Origin of the sequence: Streptomyces sp. BK340 (genome assembly GCF_007827595.1) — a bacterium.
GTDB lineage: Bacteria > Actinomycetota > Actinomycetes > Streptomycetales > Streptomycetaceae > Streptomyces.
Genome location: NZ_VISR01000032.1, coordinates 99,751 through 116,001, shown reverse-complemented (window position 1 = coordinate 116,001; position 16,251 = coordinate 99,751). Strand labels below are relative to the sequence as shown.

The 16,251-nt window shown below is 70.2% G+C and carries 11 protein-coding genes; 2 read left to right on the top strand and 9 right to left on the bottom strand.

The window, feature by feature from the left end; all coding sequences use genetic code 11:
* Window positions 1-23 precede the first annotated feature (23 nt).
* The gene (locus tag FB157_RS39485; protein ID WP_145885552.1) at window positions 24-317 is read left to right on the top strand and encodes a DUF397 domain-containing protein; all 294 of its coding nucleotides are present in this window, start codon (window positions 24-26) and stop codon (window positions 315-317) included.
* Between the two features lie 76 nt (window positions 318-393).
* On the opposite strand, the gene eccD is transcribed toward FB157_RS39485, so the two are convergent.
* Window positions 394-1,902: a type VII secretion integral membrane protein EccD gene (gene eccD, locus FB157_RS39480; protein ID WP_145885572.1), complete on the bottom strand. Its 1,509-nt coding sequence runs from the start codon at window positions 1,900-1,902 to the stop codon at window positions 394-396.
* A gap of 337 nt (window positions 1,903-2,239) precedes the next feature.
* Here eccD and eccCa point away from each other — a divergent pair, with 337 nt between their 5' ends.
* On the top strand, window positions 2,240-6,226 hold the full coding sequence (gene eccCa, locus FB157_RS39475; protein ID WP_145885551.1) for a type VII secretion protein EccCa: 3,987 nt from the start codon (window positions 2,240-2,242) through the stop codon (window positions 6,224-6,226).
* A 56-nt stretch (window positions 6,227-6,282) separates the two neighbouring features.
* On the opposite strand, the gene FB157_RS39470 is transcribed toward eccCa, so the two are convergent.
* From FB157_RS39470 to FB157_RS39435, 8 genes are all read right to left on the bottom strand, one after another.
* Window positions 6,283-8,391 carry a protein kinase domain-containing protein gene (locus FB157_RS39470; protein WP_145885550.1) on the bottom strand — a complete coding sequence of 703 codons (2,109 nt, stop codon included), beginning with the start codon at window positions 8,389-8,391 and terminating at the stop codon, window positions 6,283-6,285.
* 39 nt (window positions 8,392-8,430) lie between these two features.
* Entirely contained in the window at window positions 8,431-10,650 is a 2,220-nt protein-coding gene (locus FB157_RS39465) for a protein kinase domain-containing protein (RefSeq protein ID WP_145885549.1), read from the bottom strand.
* 11 nt (window positions 10,651-10,661) lie between these two features.
* The gene (locus tag FB157_RS39460) at window positions 10,662-11,624 is read right to left on the bottom strand and encodes a serine/threonine protein kinase (RefSeq protein ID WP_186581888.1); all 963 of its coding nucleotides are present in this window, start codon (window positions 11,622-11,624) and stop codon (window positions 10,662-10,664) included.
* Between the two features lie 148 nt (window positions 11,625-11,772).
* Window positions 11,773-12,072, bottom strand: a complete 300-nt coding sequence (locus tag FB157_RS39455) for a WXG100 family type VII secretion target (protein ID WP_094221041.1) — start codon at window positions 12,070-12,072, stop codon at window positions 11,773-11,775.
* Window positions 12,073-12,149: 77 nt separating this feature from the next.
* Entirely contained in the window at window positions 12,150-12,500 is a 351-nt protein-coding gene (locus tag FB157_RS39450; RefSeq protein WP_145885548.1) for a WXG100 family type VII secretion target, read from the bottom strand.
* Window positions 12,501-12,642: 142 nt separating this feature from the next.
* Entirely contained in the window at window positions 12,643-13,956 is a 1,314-nt protein-coding gene (locus FB157_RS39445; RefSeq protein WP_145885547.1) for a S8 family serine peptidase, read from the bottom strand.
* A 23-nt stretch (window positions 13,957-13,979) separates the two neighbouring features.
* Window positions 13,980-15,797: a hypothetical protein gene (locus FB157_RS39440; RefSeq protein WP_145885546.1), complete on the bottom strand. Its 1,818-nt coding sequence runs from the start codon at window positions 15,795-15,797 to the stop codon at window positions 13,980-13,982.
* Window positions 15,798-15,799: 2 nt separating this feature from the next.
* Window positions 15,800-16,225, bottom strand: coding sequence for a hypothetical protein (locus tag FB157_RS39435; protein ID WP_398947991.1), 426 nt, complete (start codon window positions 16,223-16,225; stop codon window positions 15,800-15,802).
* Window positions 16,226-16,251 lie beyond the last annotated feature (26 nt).

The window sequence follows — 16,251 nt, the reverse complement described above, 5'->3', positions numbered from 1 at the left end:
CGTCGGGAAGGGGTCGCTCCGGGATGGCGGAGACGGAAGCGGAGATCAGGGCGCGCAAGGAGCGGGAGCGCGACGAGCTGTACGCGCTCGACATCTCGGACGCCGAGTGGCACTGCGCCCCGGGTACGGAGGAGCACGAGGAGCGGGTCGAGATCGCGTACCTCCCGGACGGGGCGGTGGCGATGCGGTCCTCCCTCGACCACGGCACCGTGCTGCGGTACACGGAGGCGGAGTGGCGGGCCTTCGTCCTGGGTGCCCGGGACGGGGAGTTCGATCTGAAGCCGATGCCGCAGGAGGGCGGACTCGCGGCGGAGTGAGCGGAACGCAGTAATGGGCGGCACGCGCGCGTGCCGCCCATTACTGCTTCCTCTGCGTCCGGTGAGCCGGCGAGGGCTAACTGGTCATCGCCCGCGCCCGCTCGTACACGTCGAACACGGCCAGCGCCAGCGGGATCAGCGTGAGCAGGACGAAGCTCTCGGCGATCTCCAGGAAGCGGCCCCAGAAGGGGGTGACGCCGCGCCGCGGGGTGATCAGAGCGATCGCGGTGACCAGGGCGGTGGCCGCGCCGACCGCCGCGGCGAGCCAGACGCTGCGGATGTCGAGGGCGTTGGTGTGGCCCTGGAGGGCGTCGATGAGGTAGCTCCGGGGCGGGTTCAGCGCGAGGCCGAGGCCGAGGAAGACGATCGCGGCGAGGCCCGCGGCCAGGGTGGCGCCGACCTGCGCGGTGTAGCGGAACAGATGCGCCCGCATCAGCATCGCCACTCCGGTCGCGAGGGCCAGGAGCTGGGCCCAGATGTTGCTGGAGAAGCCGAGGACGATCGACGCGCCCACCGCGACGAGGGCGCAGCCGCCGACGAAGCCGACGAGGAGTTCGTGGCCGCGCCGGGCCTGGGCGGCCACCCGCTCGAGGTCCACGGGCTCCTGCGGGACGGGCTCACCACTGTCGTAGCCGCCGCGGGACGGGTTGGGCGGCTCGAAGCCGATGGGCAGCCGTGCGAAGCGCATGGACAGGCCGGGCAGGAAGGCCAGTGCCACGACCGACAGCGGGGCGCAGACGGCGGCCGTCTCGATGGGCTCCAGCTCGGTGAGGATGGCGATGAAGCTGGTGATCAGACCGATGGCCGAGGCGAAGACGAACGCCACGAAGGGTCCGTCACCGCCCGGCGACACCAGGGTGAGCACCACGGAGGCGACCAGGACCGCCGCGCAGGCGAGCAGGAACTGGAGCCGTCCGATGCCCTGCCCGGCGGAGAGCGACAGCAGCCCCGAACCGGCCACGGCTACGTTCGGCAGGGCTCCGAGACCCAGGGCGATCGCGGAACCCCGGTCGCCGTACACACGCGCGCGTACGCAGGCGATGGTGACCAGCAGGACGCCGGTGACGCCCGCGATGATGCCCTGCAGGCTGTACATGTCGTGGCGGATCTGGGAACTCCAGGCCACGAACGCGAGCAGCGCGGGCAGGATGCCGCCCGCGACGAGACCGGCCGCACGGGTGAGGTCCCCGCTCCACAGGGTGCGGTCGCGGGTGACGGCGGAGGCCACCGCCTCGGAGACGTCGTCGAGGACCGCGGGCGGCAGCGACTCCGCGAACGGGCGCAGGGTGAGCAGTTCCCCGTCGAGGATGCGCTGCGCCGTGAAGGACCGGGCGCCGTCGAGGACGGCGCCGTCCCGCCGTACGAGGTGGTAGCCGACCGGCGCGCCCTCGGCGGGGCTCTGCTGGGACAGGCGCAGAATCTCCGGGTACAGGTCGGCGACCGGTACGTCGTCGGGCAGTGCCACGTCGATGCGGCTGTCGGGCGCCACGATGGTGACCCGGCAGAAGCCGAATCCCATGCCTGCCCCGGAAGGGGCTCCGGTGCCCGGTCCACCGGTCGCGCCGGCAGGCGCGGAGGCCGTCATGCTCACCTGCTGTTCCCCCTCGTCGGCGGTGGGGCGGCCCGTGGTGCCGCCGCGCACTCTTCCGCCCGTAAAGATCCTGTGTAGGTTGTGCCGCGCACTTCGCACCGCCGGCCAACCGAGCGGTCGCATCCGGGGGTTGCGAGGTGGCGCTTGCTTCGAACCGTTGCGGATTGCCCGGGTTTTCCCGGCATGATTCGCAACTGCTCACGCGTCTCACCGGCACCCTACCGCCCGCTGTTGTCCGTGGTTGTCAGTAGGATCGCGCTTCGCGGTCGACGTCCGCCTGACACGGGGCGGCGGACGAAACATCTCGGTCCGGCAAGGGAATTGGTGCGTAGTGAGCCACATCGTCGTCAAGCGCCCACCGCGGGCACTGCCGAAGGAAGTGCCCACGGACGAGGTCGTACTGCAAGCGCCGCCGGAGCTTCCGCGCGGTCAGCAGGAAGGCGCTCTGATGCAGCTCCTGCCCATGCTCGGCATGGGCGGGTCCGTGGTGTTCTTCTTCAACCCCCAGGCCCAGCCCTTCATGAAGATCATGGGCATGGTGATGGTGGCCTCGACGATCGGCATGGGCATCTCGATGCTGATCCGCTACCGCCGCGGCAGCCAGGGGCAGATGGCCGACATGCGCCGTGACTACCTCCGCTACCTGTCGCAGACCCGGCGTGCCGCCCTGGGGACCGCGAAGTCCCAGCGCGACGCCCAGTACTACCTGCACCCTTCGCCGGAGCAACTGTGGGCGCTGGTCGCCGAGGGCAGCCGGGTGTGGGAACGGCGCACCGGCGACGAGGACTTCGGGCAGGTGCGGGTGGGCCTCGGCCCACAGGCCCTGGCCACTCCCCTGATCCCGCCTCAGACCGCCCCGGTCGACGAGCTGGAGCCGCTGACCGCGGGTGCCATGCAGCGCTTCCTGGCCACGCACAGCGCCCTCGACGACCTGCCGATGGCGGTGTCGCTGCGCGCCTTCTACCACGTGACGATCAGCGGCGAACCGGGCACCGTGCGCGGCACCGCCCGCGCCGTCACCGCCTCCCTCGCCTCGCTGCACTCCCCCGAGGACCTGGTCATCGCCGTCGTCACCGGACGCGCGTCGGCGCCCGAGTGGGAGTGGGCCAAGTGGCTGCCCCACGTGCAGGCCCCGGGCGTCGCCGACGGTGCCGGCAGCGTGCGCCTGATCACCACCGACCCGGTGGAGCTGGAGGACCGGCTCGCCGCGCGCCTGCAGGGCCGCCCGCGCTTCCACCCCGGCGGACCGCCGGTTCCCGAGCAGCCGCACGTGGTGGTCGTGCTCGACGGCATCTCCCTGCCGCCGACGTCGTTGCTGGCGAGCCCCGAAGGCATGCAGGGCGTGACGGTCCTGGAGGTCGTGCCCGGCGACCTCACCATCGGCCGCGGCGACCTCTCCGTGATCGTGCAACCCCACGAACTGCGCCTGGAGTCGGCGCACGGCATGGTCTACGACGGGACGCCGGACGTCCTGTCGTACGAGGCCGCGGAGGCCCTCTCCCGCCAACTGGCGCCGCTGCGCATGGCGTCGGGCGGCGACGACGACCAACCGCTGCTCGCCAACCTGGAGTTCACGGATCTGCTGAACCTGGGCGACGCGGCCTCGGTCGACACGAAGCGGACCTGGCGGCCGCGCTCGCAGTCGGAGCGGCTGCGCGTGGCGATCGGTCTCGGCGAGGACGGCCGGCCCGTGATGCTGGACCTCAAGGAGGCCGCCCAGGAGGGCATGGGCCCGCACGGCCTGTGTGTCGGTGCGACCGGTTCCGGCAAGTCGGAGCTGCTGCGCACGCTCGTTCTCGGTCTCGCCGTGACCCACTCCTCCGAGACGCTGAACTTCGTCCTCGCCGACTTCAAGGGTGGTGCCACGTTCGCGGGCATGGCCCAGATGCCGCACGTGGCGGCCGTGATCACCAACCTCGCGGACGATCTGACCCTCGTCGACCGCATGGGCGACTCGATCCGCGGTGAGCTCAACCGCCGCCAGGAGATGCTCCGCGACGCGGGCAACTACGCGAACATCCACGACTACGAGAAGGCCCGCGCGGCCGGTGCGCCGCTGCAGCCGATCCCGTCCCTGGTCCTGGTGATCGACGAGTTCAGCGAACTGCTGACCGCGAAGCCGGACTTCATCGAGATGTTCGTGCAGATCGGCCGTATCGGCCGTTCGCTGGGCGTGCATCTGCTGCTCGCCTCCCAGCGTCTGGAGGAGGGCCGGCTGCGCGGCCTGGAGACCTACCTCTCCTACCGCATCGGTCTGCGGACGTTCTCCGCGGCCGAGTCACGCGCCGCGCTCGGCGTCCCGGACGCCTACGAACTGCCGAACGTCCCGGGCTCGGGTTTCCTGAAGTTCGGTACGGACGAGATGGTGCGCTTCAAGGCGGCGTACGTCTCCGGCGTGTACCGCACCAGCTCGCAGCAGGCCGCGGTGCTCGGCGGCCCGCTGCCCGTCGACCGCAGGCCGGTCCTCTTCACGGCGGCCGAGGTCCCGGTGCAGTACGTGCCGGTCCCGAAGCAGCGTCAGGAGGCGCCCGAACAGCAGAAGGACGACGCGCTCGCCGACACCGTCCTCGACGTGATCGTGCGGCGCCTGGAGGCGCAGGGGCCGGCCGCCCACCAGGTGTGGCTGCCCCCGCTGGACAGCCCGCCGTCGCTCGACACGCTGCTGCCGGGGCTCGCCCCGGTGCCCGGCCGTGGCATGACGCAGCCGGGCTACGAGGGCGCGGGACGGCTCGTCGTCCCCGTCGGCCTCATCGACAAGCCCTACGAGCAGCGCCGCGACCCGCTGTGGCTCGACTTCGGCGGCGCGGCCGGCCACATGCAGATCGTCGGCGGCCCGCAGTCCGGCAAGTCGACGCTGCTGCGCTCGATCATCGCGTCGTTCGCCCTCACCCACACCCCGCGGGAAGTGCAGTTCTACGGACTGGACTTCGGCGGTGGCGGTATGGCCGCGGTGGCCGGCCTGCCGCACATGGGCGGTTTCGCCTCGCGTCTGGACCCCGAGAAGGTCAGGCGTACGGCGGCCGAGGTGTACGGCGTCATGACCCGCCGCGAGGAGTACTTCCGCTCCGCCGGCATCTCCTCCATCGCGGAGTTCCGCTCCCGCCGCGCGCGCGGCGACATCTCGGTGACCGACCAGCCCTGGGGCGACGTCTTCCTGGTCATCGACGGCTGGGGCAACTTCCGCTCGGACTACGAGGCCCTGGAGCCGCTGGTCCTGGACATCGCCGCGCGCGGTCTGGGCTACGGCATCCACCTCGTCCTCACCGCCTCGCGCACGATGGAGGTCCGCGCGAACCTCAAGGACCACCTGATGAACCGCCTGGAGCTGCGGCTGGGCGACCCGATGGACTCCGAGATCGACCGCAAGGTCGCGGCCAACGTCCCCACCGGAGTGCCGGGTCGCGGTCAGACCCCGCAGAAGCAGCACTTCATGGCGGCGGTCCCGCGCATCGACGGCCTCTCCTCCGACACGGACCTCGCGGAGGCGTCGACCGCCCTCGCGGCCGAGGTCAGCCGTCACTGGCAGGAGCCCGGCGCGCCGGAGGTACGCCTGCTGCCCCGCGAGTTCGCCGCGACCCAGCTTCCGCCGGGCAACCGTTTCCCGAACCGCGGAATCTCCTTCGCCCTGGACGAGGACAACCTCGAGCCGGTGTTCGTGGACTTCGAACAGGACCCGTTCTTCCTGGTGTTCGGCGAGAGCGAGTCCGGGAAGTCGAACCTGCTGAAGCTGCTGATCAAGGGCCTCACCGAGCGCTACGACGGCAACTCCTGCAAACTGTTCGTCGTCGACAACCGCCGCTCGCTGCTCGGGGTGACACCGCCGTCCCACCTCGCGGAGTACATCCCCATGTCCAACCAGATGCAGCACCACATGGACGCACTGGCCGACCTGATGCAGCGCCGCACACCGACGGCCGACGTCACCCCGGAGCAGCTGCGCGAGCGCAGCTGGTGGCGGGGCCCCACGGTCTACGTCGTCATCGACGACTACGACCTCGTGTCCACGTCCAGCGGCAACCCGCTGTCGGGCCTGACGGAACTCCTGCCGTTCGCCCGTGACGTCGGCGTCCGCTTCATCATCGCCCGCTCCACGGCGGGCGCGTCCCGTGCCGGCTACGAGTCCTTCATGCAGCGCATCAAGGAACTCGGCGCCCAGGGCGTGGTCCTCGCGGGCGACCCGGCGGAGGGCGACCTGCTCGGCGGGGTCCGGCCGCGGCCGATGCCCGCGGGGCGTGGGGTGTTCGTTTCCCGGAAGAGGGGGAAGCCGATGGTGCAGGTCGGTCTGGTCCCGGACGGGCCCGCGTTCACGGCCGGCTGACGTACGGAGAACTCGGGGCAGTGGTCGCCGGTCGGCCACTGCCCCTCCGTATGGGCTCAGAACACCGGCAACGCGTAGAGCGAGCCGTCGTTCCTGATGAACGCCCTGTTGCCGGCGGCCGCGAGCCCATGGTGCTCGGCCTCGGGCAGTGCGTAGCTCCAGCCAGGAAAGCCGTTCGCCACGTTCACGGCGTTGATCTCGGTCTTGTAGGCGTGGTCGACCGTCCACACGCCGGTGCCCTGGACGAGGACGGGGCTGTCGCTGCTGCCGTCGCTCCGGGAGGTCCAGGTGTTGCTGCCGTCGGTGAGGGCGCGGCGCTCGGGGAACATCCCGCCGACCGCGTAGAGGGAGTCCCCGTGCACGCTCACCGGGCCCCATTCCGCGAGGGCCCGGTACATGTCCCTGGTCGTGTGTTTCCAGATCTCGTGGCCGTCGGCGAGCCTCAGTGCCGCCAGTGTCCTGCCGTTGAGGTACACCACCCCGTCCCGCACGACGGGATCGATCGAGATCTCCTTCGCCTGGTTGCGTCGCTGCCACACCAGACGGCCGTCATCCGTCGCCATGGCCAGTACGTCGCCGTCGACCGTCGGGAGGACCAGACGTCCGCGGCCGACAGCCACGCTCGCGGAGATCTTTCCGCGGTGTTCCGGCGGGATCCGGGCCGTCCAGCGGACCTTGGCATCCGATCGGCCGACGCTGCGCAGCCGGTGGTCCTTCGTCATGACGTAGACGGCCTCGTCGTCCGCTGCCACGACAGCCGCGGCGTCGGCGGCGGCGGTCCACTTGCGCTCGCCGGTGGACGGCACGAACGTGTGCAGGGTTCCTTCGGCGTCGACGGCGACGACCAGGCGGTCGGACAGCGAGAGGTAGTGATCCGGCCGTACGTCCCGTGCCGCCCAGCGCCGCTTTCCGTCCACGACGTTGTAGGCCGCGATGCCGCGTTCTCCGTCGCCGTAGTCCCCGACCACGACGACGTCCCGCACCGGCAGTGGAGCGGCGGAGTCCTGGTCGATGACGTCGTGACGGCTCCACAGCGCTTTGGGTGACCCCTCGACGATGTAGTCACCGTCGTCCGCCACGAGCAGCCTGGCCTTCGGTGTCGTCACGGCGGGAGGGATGTCGAACGGGCCGTCCTTCTTGTCCCGGCCCGACGGCTGCCGGAGCAGCCACCATCCCGTCGTGCCTCCCCCCGCGGCGAGCACCGTGCCGCCGGCGGCGACGCCGGTGAGCAGACGGCGCCTCGTCACGGTCGTCGCGGCCGTCGAGGAGCCCGTCGCGGGCGGCGCGGTGAGCCGGCGTACCTGGCGTTCCCGCTCCTTGATCTCGTCCCCTACCGGGCCGCGCTGCCACACGCGGCCGCTGTTCTTCGGCGGGGCGAATGCCGTGGCGATCTGTCCCGGGGCCGGCCGTGACGCACCGTCCTTGGCCAGACAGGGGGCGACGAGCGTGTGCAGCTGAGGGGGCAGGCCGTCCCAGCGCGGTTCGCCGTGGACGACCTCGTACTGTACGGCGGCCACGTGGCCCCCCTCGAACGCGCGCCGGCCGGTGGCCGCGTAGACGAGAACGGCGCCCAGGGAGAACACGTCCGCGGCGGGTGTCACTCGCCGCCCCAGGACCTGCTCGGGGGCGCCGTACCCCGGCGTGACCGGGATCTGGCCGGTCGTGGTGAGCGTCAGGCCGTGCTCCGGGCGCGCGATGCCGAAGTCGATGACCCGTGGTCCGGTCGACGTCAGCACGATGTTCTGGGGTTTGAGGTCGCGATGGATGAATCCCACCGCGTGGATGTCCGCCAGGGTCTGCGCGACCGACGCCGCCAGGGCGCGCACGCTCGCCTCGTCGAGCGGTCCGTGCTTGTCGACCGCCTGGTCCAGGGTCGGGCCGGTGAGGAACTCGGTGGCGATCCAGGGCCGCCCGCCCTCGGTCTGCGCGCCCAGGACCGCCGCCACGCCGCGGCTTCGCACCGCCTGCGCCGCGAGCGCCTCACGTACGAAGCGCTGGGCGAGGTTCGCGTCGTGCGCGAGTTCCGGCCGGAGCACCTTGATGGCGGCGAGGGTCCCGGCGCCGTCCTGGCCGGTGTACACCTTCCCCATGCCGCCCTCACCCAGCACGCCGAGCAGACGGTACGGCCCGAGACGGATCGGGTCGCCGGTACCCAGGGGTTTCATCGCTGACTGCTCTCTCTTCCGTTCACCGGAGGCCGACGCTCACTTGAGGGGGAACGCCGCAAGGAACTTGCCGCCCAGGGCGATGGTCACCCGGGCCTTCTCGTGGGCGATGAATCGGTTTCCGGTGGTCTTGTAGGAGGCCGTGGGCGTGTGCGACGACAGGTCGATCGCCCAGAGTTCCGAGGAACGCTTGCTGTACGCGTAGTCCGTGCCGATCACCGGCGCGGCGGACACGTCCGCCTTCGTTCCCGCGCCGCCCTTCTCCTCCCACCGCACCCGCCCGTCGGCGGAGCCGAGGGCGACGAGGCCGAGGCCCTTCTCGACGGCGTGGACCACGCCGTCCTTGACCGCCGGCGGTCCGTAGGTGCGCCCGGGGCGTTCGGTCTGCGAGTCCCACACCTGAGCACCGTCGCTCAGCCGCAGAGCCCGCAACCGCCCGTTGCCCAGGTACAGGTTCTGGGCGTCCGTCGCCAGCGGCCCCCGTACGCGGTCCGGTGCGACGCCCTCGAACGGCTTGTCCCAGCGGACGGCACCGGTACGAGTGTCCCGCACGACGATGCGGACCTTGCCGTCGTTCGTCTCCTGCAGCGCCACCAGGTTGTGGCCGACGACTCGGGCCGTGAGGAAGTGCAGGCGGTCGGTTCGGTCCGGTCGTGAGGGCAGCGGCCCGGTCCACAGCTTCTTCCCCGTGCTGATGTCGACGGCGAAGACGGACCAGGACTGGGACGCCACGAAGTACGTGTCGTACTTCCCCCTGCCTCCCGCCGCGTACACGACGCCATCGGCCGTGCACAGCACCTGGTTCTGGGAGATGACCCCGTTGAAGTCCGTGAGCTGGGCGAACGGCTTGGCCGCCGTACCCGTGCTCATGTCGACGGACGCCAGGATGAGCGGAAAGCCGCCGGGCTTGCCCGCGTTTCCGTCGGATCCCGGCGGGGCCACCATGCGCACGAGGCGCTCGCCGTCCGTGGCGATCTGCCAGTGGATCTCCATCTGCTCGGACGTCCACCGGACCTGTCCCGAGCCGGCATCGATTCCGCCGAGACCGGTACCGGCCACCAGCGTGACGAGGTCCCCGACGACGAGCGGCTGCGCGGGCGGGACCGTGCCGTACGGCGGATCGGCGACCTGGATCTGCCAGATCGAGTCGAGCTTCTTCTTCGGCAGCAGGCTGTTGCTGGGACTCGCGACCGGCTGCTTCTCGTGCGCACCGGACCGTCGGCTCCAGGCCCAGGCTCCCGCACCGGCGGCAGCACCGCCGAGCGCCACCGCGCCGCCCGTCAGCAGCAGGCGACGACGGGACATCGGCGCGGCCGGTGCGGCCGGTGCGGCCGACGGCGGTGCGTACGGCACCGACGGTGCGGCAAGTCGCCGAGGGGTGATCTGCCAGACCTCGGTGGCACGGCGGGCGATCTCCGCGAGCAGCGCGTCCGGCAGGTGCTCCGCGAACTCGCCGGATCCGTCGTGGAGTCGAGCGGCGAGTGCCGAGGTGGTCGGCCGGCGGAACGGGTTCTTGTCCAGGCACGGGCCGAGAATCGGGACCAGGGCGGCGGGTACGTCGCTCAGGTCCGGATCGCCGTACCGGACCCGGTAGAGAAGGTCGGCGGTCTGCCCGTGGCCGAACGGAGCACGGCCGGTGGCGGCGTGGACGAGCACGCCGGCCAGCGCGAACACGTCGCCCGCCGCGGTGTGTTCCTCCCCGCTCGCCTGCTCCGGTGACATGAAGGCCGGAGTGCCCACGGCCGCCCCGACCCTGGTGAGACGGTCGTCGCCGATCGCGCGCGCGATACCGAAGTCGATGACCTTCGGCCCGTAGGCCGTGACCAGGATGTTGGACGGCTTGAGGTCGCGGTGGACCACTTCGGTGCTGTGCAGCTGACCGAGCGCCCCGCACAGAGCCGCACCGAGGGCACGCACGGTGGCCTCGGGGAGCGGACCGGCCAGTTCGACCGCCTCGTCGAGCGGCGGACCGAGTACGTACTCGGTGGCGATCCAGGGTGTCTCGGCCTGCGTGTCCGCCTCCACGACCTGGGCGCCGTGCCGCCCCCCGATGACGCGCGCGGCGTCGGCCTCCAGCCGGAACCGGGTCCGGGCGCCGGGGTCCGAGGCGATGCCGGCGTGCATCGTCTTGACCGCGACGGTCCGTCCACCGCCCGAGCGCGCCAGGTAGACCGTGCCCATGCCGCCGCTGCCGAGGCGGGCGACCGGGCGGTACGGTCCGAACGCTTGCGGATCGTCGTGAGTCAGCGGAGTGGGCATGGCGGCGGTCGTCAGTCCTGGCGTGAGGTGGGCACGGTGGAACGCGGGATCTCGGCGCTGAGTACGGCGGCCGACTGGTGGGCGATGGCGGCGATCACGCGGCTCGGCAGCCAGCCCGGACCGAGCAGCGCGGCGGTTCTGGTCGCGAGCCCGGCGTCGGCCGGCACCTGGGCCATGGCGTAGGCAGTCGCTGCGGTCGGGGCGAACAGGTCGAGCAGTTCGGCCAGTTGCGGCCGCTCTCCGGGGTCACGGGCCAGGCAGCGGCCGACGATCGTGCGCAGTGCGGAGGGAAGCTCGTCGCGTTCGGGCGTGGTGTGGCCGGTGGCGGCATAGGCGAGCGTCGCGCCCAGAGCGTACACATCACCGAGTGGCCGTGGCCGCCCGCCGGACGCCTGCTCGGGTGGCAGGCTGCCCTGCTCCAGACCCGGCAGACCGGACCGGGCCGTGCCGTCCGGGGCCGCGGCCCGAACGGCTCCGAAGCAGGTCAGGCGTGGCCCGTCGGCGGCGAGCAGCACGGCCGCCGGGGAGACACCGGCGTACGTCAGTCCCTGCCCGTGAGCGATGACCAGAGCTTCGGCGAGAGCGGCGCCCAGGGCACGCACGGTGCGCTCGGGAAGTGGGCCGCCGTGCACGGCGAGTGCGGTGGGAAGAGGCAGTGCCGGGAGATAGGGGCGGGCGTGCCAGGCGGCTTCCCCGGAGGCGGCGTAGGTGACGGCGGGCGTCATGAACTGGCCGAGGAGGTAACGAGAGGCCTCGGCCTCCGCCATGAAGCGTTGTGCGTCGGTGCCTGCGAGCGGGGTGCTGAGCAGGACGGTGTGCTCACCGTCGGCGCTGCGGGCGATGTGGCGCCGCTCGGGCACCGGGATACGGCCGCGGGGGTCGTCCAGCGCGGTGATCAGGACGTAGGGGCCGATCCGCCGGGAGGCCGAGACGCCCTGCTGCGTTTCGCCTGATCCTGCGGTTGTCGCGTGCACCTGATTCCCAGTCCTTGTCTGTGCGCTTCCCGACGCCTCGGCCGCGACCCGGAATCGGGCGACCGGTGCGATGTCGGGCCGCGGACCAACGACAGGGTGGGCGCCTCCCGCGCGCGCCCACCCTGGAGTTGCTTCTGCGAGGCTCTGCCTACCGGAAGTAGGAGGCCGCCTTCTTGTCACCTTCCATGTACGTACCGCCGGACTGGGCGACGACGTGGCCGATGCCGGTCAGGGCCTGGTGGATGTCGTTCGCCTCCTTGTCCCAGCGGTGCAGCTTCTCGTTGAAGGTGCCCTGCGCCTCGCCCTCCCAGTACTGCAGGCTGCTCACGACCATCTTGCGGAGCTCCTGCAGGTCCTGCTCGAGCGTGCTCGCCTCGTTACCGATCTTGGTTGCCGCGACGTCGAGCCCGTCATAAGTGACTGACAGCCCCTCAGCGTTGTTGGCCATGCCTGTTCCCTCGTCTCGCTGGTGTGTAGCTGGTGGGTGCGCCGGCTGCCCGGCGGTTGTCCTGAGTGCCGCTCGGCTCAGTAGGAGCTGAGGGAAGACGTCGGAACCGTGGGAGCGCCGTCCTGCAGGTCGATCTTGTTGACGGCCGCGCGGACTTCGTCTTCCTTGCTGTCCTTGATGTTGCGCGTCGAGGTCATCGCCTCGATGACGTCACCGAGGATGGTGCCGATGTTCCGCAGCGACTCGTTGATCTCGAACTGCTTCTTGTCGAAGGCGGCACGGCCGATACCCTGCCACTGGCCCTCGAGGCCGTCGATGACGCCCTGAAGCCCGTGCACCCGCTTCTGGATGCCCTCGTACTTCTCCGCCATCTGCTTCTGCAGGTGGACTACTGCGGCATCTTCGAGCTTCTGCTTTCCGCCGGCCATGATCGGCCCTGCCTTTCGTGTGTCCGTTGTTGATCTGATGGTTTCGGCTCACCGCTGTGCTCATTGCACGGCAGGGTGAGCACGAAGTCCCTGTCCTGCCCGAACAGCACAGGGCTACTACGGCTGGTGACGACTGATCACGTCACTCGGTGCGTCGCGCCCGCACGACGGCCAGGCCTCCGCCGCCGATCACGACGACCGCGGCGATGGCGCCGAGCGCGATCCAGAGGGTGTTGCTGCTGCTGTCGCTCGACGATTCGGTGCTTGATCCTGCCGCTGAAGTAGCGCCGCCAGAACCCTTTCCCGGGGCTTGTGACGGGGTTGATGCAGAAGCGGAGGGCGATGTCGAGCGGGAAGACGAGGAGCCGCTTGCCGACTTGGCCAGCACGTCCCCGCCGTTCTCCTTGCGGAGCGGATCGACGTTCGGCGGGCCGGGGTTGTAGTTGGGGTTCGCCAGCACCGTGCGGGGGCGAATGGCACCATAACCGAGGTAAGTGCTCGGCTTGTTCTTCGGCCAGCTGCGGCCGGCCGTGTCGATCAACGCCCGGGTGACCTGGTTCACCGTCCAGTCGGGGTGGGCGGACCAGATCAGTGCGGCAGAGCCCGAGGTGATCGCCGTCGCGGAACTCGTACCGTTCATGTTGTCGCAGTACGAGCGGAATTTCGCGTCGCACCAGCCGGGGAAGTTCTGCCCCGGAGCCGCGAGGTCGACGTAGCCGCCGTGCGAGGAGAACTTCGAGGCCGTGCCGGACGCGTCGATCGATGCCACGCCGACTACGTAATCGTCGGCCGCCGGATAACCAATGGTGTCACCCGATTTCTGACCGTCGTTACCGACTGAGGCGATCAGCAACTTCCCTTTTGAGGCAGCGTAATTGATAGCTGCCTGCTCATAGGAGTCAGGCCCCTCTGCACCGAAGGACATGCTGATGATCTTCGCATCAGTGTCGGCTGCCGCCCTGATCGCGGTGGTGGAATCGGGCATCTTCCGATTCTCCGGGTCGTCCTTCCGGTCCTCAAGCTTGATATGGATCGGAATGATCTTGGCTCCGGGTGCCAGCCCTTTCAGGCCGCCACCTGCTCCCGTCCCCGCGATCAGCTCAGCCATGGTTGTGCCGTGGCCAGCGTTATCGTCGGTGGACCGGTACGCAACAGATTTCGGAACTTCGCCAGTCAGGACCTGTCCCTTGAGCGACGAGGTGTTCGCGTTCACTCCGCTGTCGATGACAGCGACCTTCACGCCCTTCCCCGTGCTGACCTTCCACATCTTCTCGGCCTGCATCGGCCCGAGGTACCACTGCTTCGACTGAACGTCGTCCGCGGCGGCACTCGGAGCCAAGCCGACAGTCGTGGCGGCCAGGGCGCCGACGACCGCTGCCGCAGCACGCGCTCGCCTGCCCCAGCGCGCCCTGTGGACCGTGGCCTGCTCGGCTCGTCGGCTGATCCCTGACTTCATCGTCTTTCTGTCCTCGCTCGCGCTCAGTTGATCACCGGCGGCACATCACGCCGGGGCTTGTCGGGCAGGTGTGTCTCTTCGTCCTCGACCAGGTAGTCGGGCCGCGGCGTTCCGTCCGCCTTCCGCTCTTCACCGGGCTTGCCGTTGTGGCCGACACCACGCGAAAGACCGGCACCACCGCGGGTCATGCCATTGCGCTCAGCCCCAGCCGCGGAGTTGCGCGCGGTCGGCCTGCCCGTGACGGCCTCGGGCGTTCCCCCGACAGCACGGGAACCCGTCGTGCTCGAACCCGGCCGCGCCGGAGACTCCGACGCTCCGAAGACACCACGCTGACCGAGCCGGCCGGTCGTGGACCGGGAGTTGGCTGCCTCCTCCTGGCCGCCGATGACGGTGCCGCGAGGGATCCTCGACCCGTTCTTCGACGCCGGATTCGTGGTGGAGGGCCGGCCTCCGACGACTCCGTTGGACCGCCCGGCGCCGGTGGCCGGCCCGCTGGTCGCACGCTGTGCCGCCGCACCTCCGGGCCGCGGAGTGCCACCCGTGACCGCACGCCCCATGGGGGACGAACCCGGTCCGGAACCGGTGCCCTTGACAGCGGACTGACCAGTCGACGTGGCACGCCCCATCTGGTCCATCGGGCCCTGCCCCACGGTGCGTCCGGAGCGCGGGTTGGTGAGCTCGGAGGTACCCGTGCGCCCCTGCGCTGACGGAGGGTTGCGATAACCGCCGGCGCCACTCAAGCCTCGGCCCGACGTGCCGTTGGGCACGGGAAGCCTGAATCCACCGCCACCGTCGAACACGTTGGGCTGGCCGCCAGTTGTGGGAGGCGTGCCCGTCACCGGCGGAGTATGGCTGGGCCCAGGCGTGGTGGTCGTGGGCGGCGGCAGCGTGCCGGTCGTGTCGATGTGTGTCCCGACGGGAGGTTCGGGATGCGGGCTCCTGTCGGGGATGTGCGGGGTCTTGTCGGGGATGTGCTGCGTGGGCGTGGGGCTGTCGTTTGTGACGTGCCTGGTGACGTCAGGGCTCGGCGCCGTCACGTGGTGATCGACACCGGATACCGATCCAGCGCCCCGGTGCGAGACCGCGCCGGAACCCGTGGCGGGCGTCGAACCACCAGCGTTGTCCCACTTTCTGGGCCGCGGCACACCCACGTTGCTGGGCATGGCCGCGAACGTCGGCTGCGTCGCAGGCAAGGACGCCAACACCTCTTCGGACACCGCATAGTAAGACGACAACCGGTTCATCTGGTTGATCGCCTCTTGGCGGTCCTTCTCCACCTTCACGGCAGCGGCGTACCCCTCTTTGTCCGCCGTCTTCTCAGCCGCCGTGAACTTGTCGGGCCGCTTCCGGTTCGGTTCCGTGTCGCGAGGCGGCATGGCACCGCGCACGGCCGCGAGGCCCACGGCGGCAGCCGTGATCTGATCGCCCGCATCTCCGGCGAACTCGCTCAAGTGGTGCGTGTTCTTGACGAGGTCCCTGCCCCAGTCCCTGAAGTCGGTACCCGACTGACCGACCCAGGGCACCTTTTCGACGTAGGCATGGAGGTCGTCGGCGGCCTTCTTGATGGCGTCGCGCGCATCCCACAGGGCCTTGCCGGAGGATTCGAGGTCCTCCGGGTCGGTCTGCTCGACCAGGTCGATCATCGCGTTGAGAGACAGGTCATGCTTGCCGAAGTCCGTCCGAGTGGCGACCGCGCGCCCGACGGGGGTGACTCTGATCGCCGTGTCAACGATGCCGTCGATGAATCCGACGTGCGGAGTGTTCTCGTAACCTCGAACCCAGTCAGTGGTCTTGTTCTGATCGCCGACTCGCTGCAGATCGGCGTCATGCTTGTCAGTCATCGCTACAGGTCCGCCCCGCTCTTGGCGTTGTTGCTGGCGTGCCGCTTGTCCTGCGTGGCGGCCTGGGCATCCTCGATCTGTGTCTGGATCGCCCAGAACCGCCGGCGCTGCTCCTCCTCGAGGTTGTCGAAGCCGACGCGCGCACCCTGCACTGCGATACCGGTCGCCTCGATCTGCAGATGCAGACTCTTGGACAACGACGTGAGCTCTTGGTGGACCCGGTTGTACTGCTCGTACAGACCGTGCGCCTCAGGGAAGACGCCACCCGACCCCGAGGTCAGAGACGTGGACCTGATCGTCTGGGCGCCGACCTTCGTCGAGTTGCCTGCGGACTCCTCGAGGTCGCGAAGCACGGCGTCCACCTGCCCCACGAACTTCTTCAGCGCGTCACCACTGGCCTCCAGGTTCGCCGCCCTGGTCGCCGACACGCCCCCCACCATGTCTGCCGGAAGCA

What these genes read in the sequence shown, in the direction of transcription:
- FB157_RS39440 (WP_145885546.1), bottom strand. Translation starts at nt 15,797, where the DNA reads ATGACTGACAAGCATGACGCCGATCTGCAGCGAGTCGGCGATCAGAAC.
- FB157_RS39470 (WP_145885550.1), bottom strand. Translation starts at nt 8,391, where the DNA reads ATGAAACCCCTGGGTACCGGCGACCCGATCCGTCTCGGGCCGTACCGT.
- FB157_RS39455 (WP_094221041.1), bottom strand. Translation starts at nt 12,072, where the DNA reads ATGGCCAACAACGCTGAGGGGCTGTCAGTCACTTATGACGGGCTCGAC.
- FB157_RS39445 (WP_145885547.1), bottom strand. Translation starts at nt 13,956, where the DNA reads ATGAAGTCAGGGATCAGCCGACGAGCCGAGCAGGCCACGGTCCACAGG.
- eccD (WP_145885572.1), bottom strand. Translation starts at nt 1,902, where the DNA reads ATGACGGCCTCCGCGCCTGCCGGCGCGACCGGTGGACCGGGCACCGGA.
- FB157_RS39485 (WP_145885552.1), top strand. Translation starts at nt 24, where the DNA reads ATGGCGGAGACGGAAGCGGAGATCAGGGCGCGCAAGGAGCGGGAGCGC.
- FB157_RS39465 (WP_145885549.1), bottom strand. Translation starts at nt 10,650, where the DNA reads ATGCCCACTCCGCTGACTCACGACGATCCGCAAGCGTTCGGACCGTAC.
- FB157_RS39450 (WP_145885548.1), bottom strand. Translation starts at nt 12,500, where the DNA reads ATGGCCGGCGGAAAGCAGAAGCTCGAAGATGCCGCAGTAGTCCACCTG.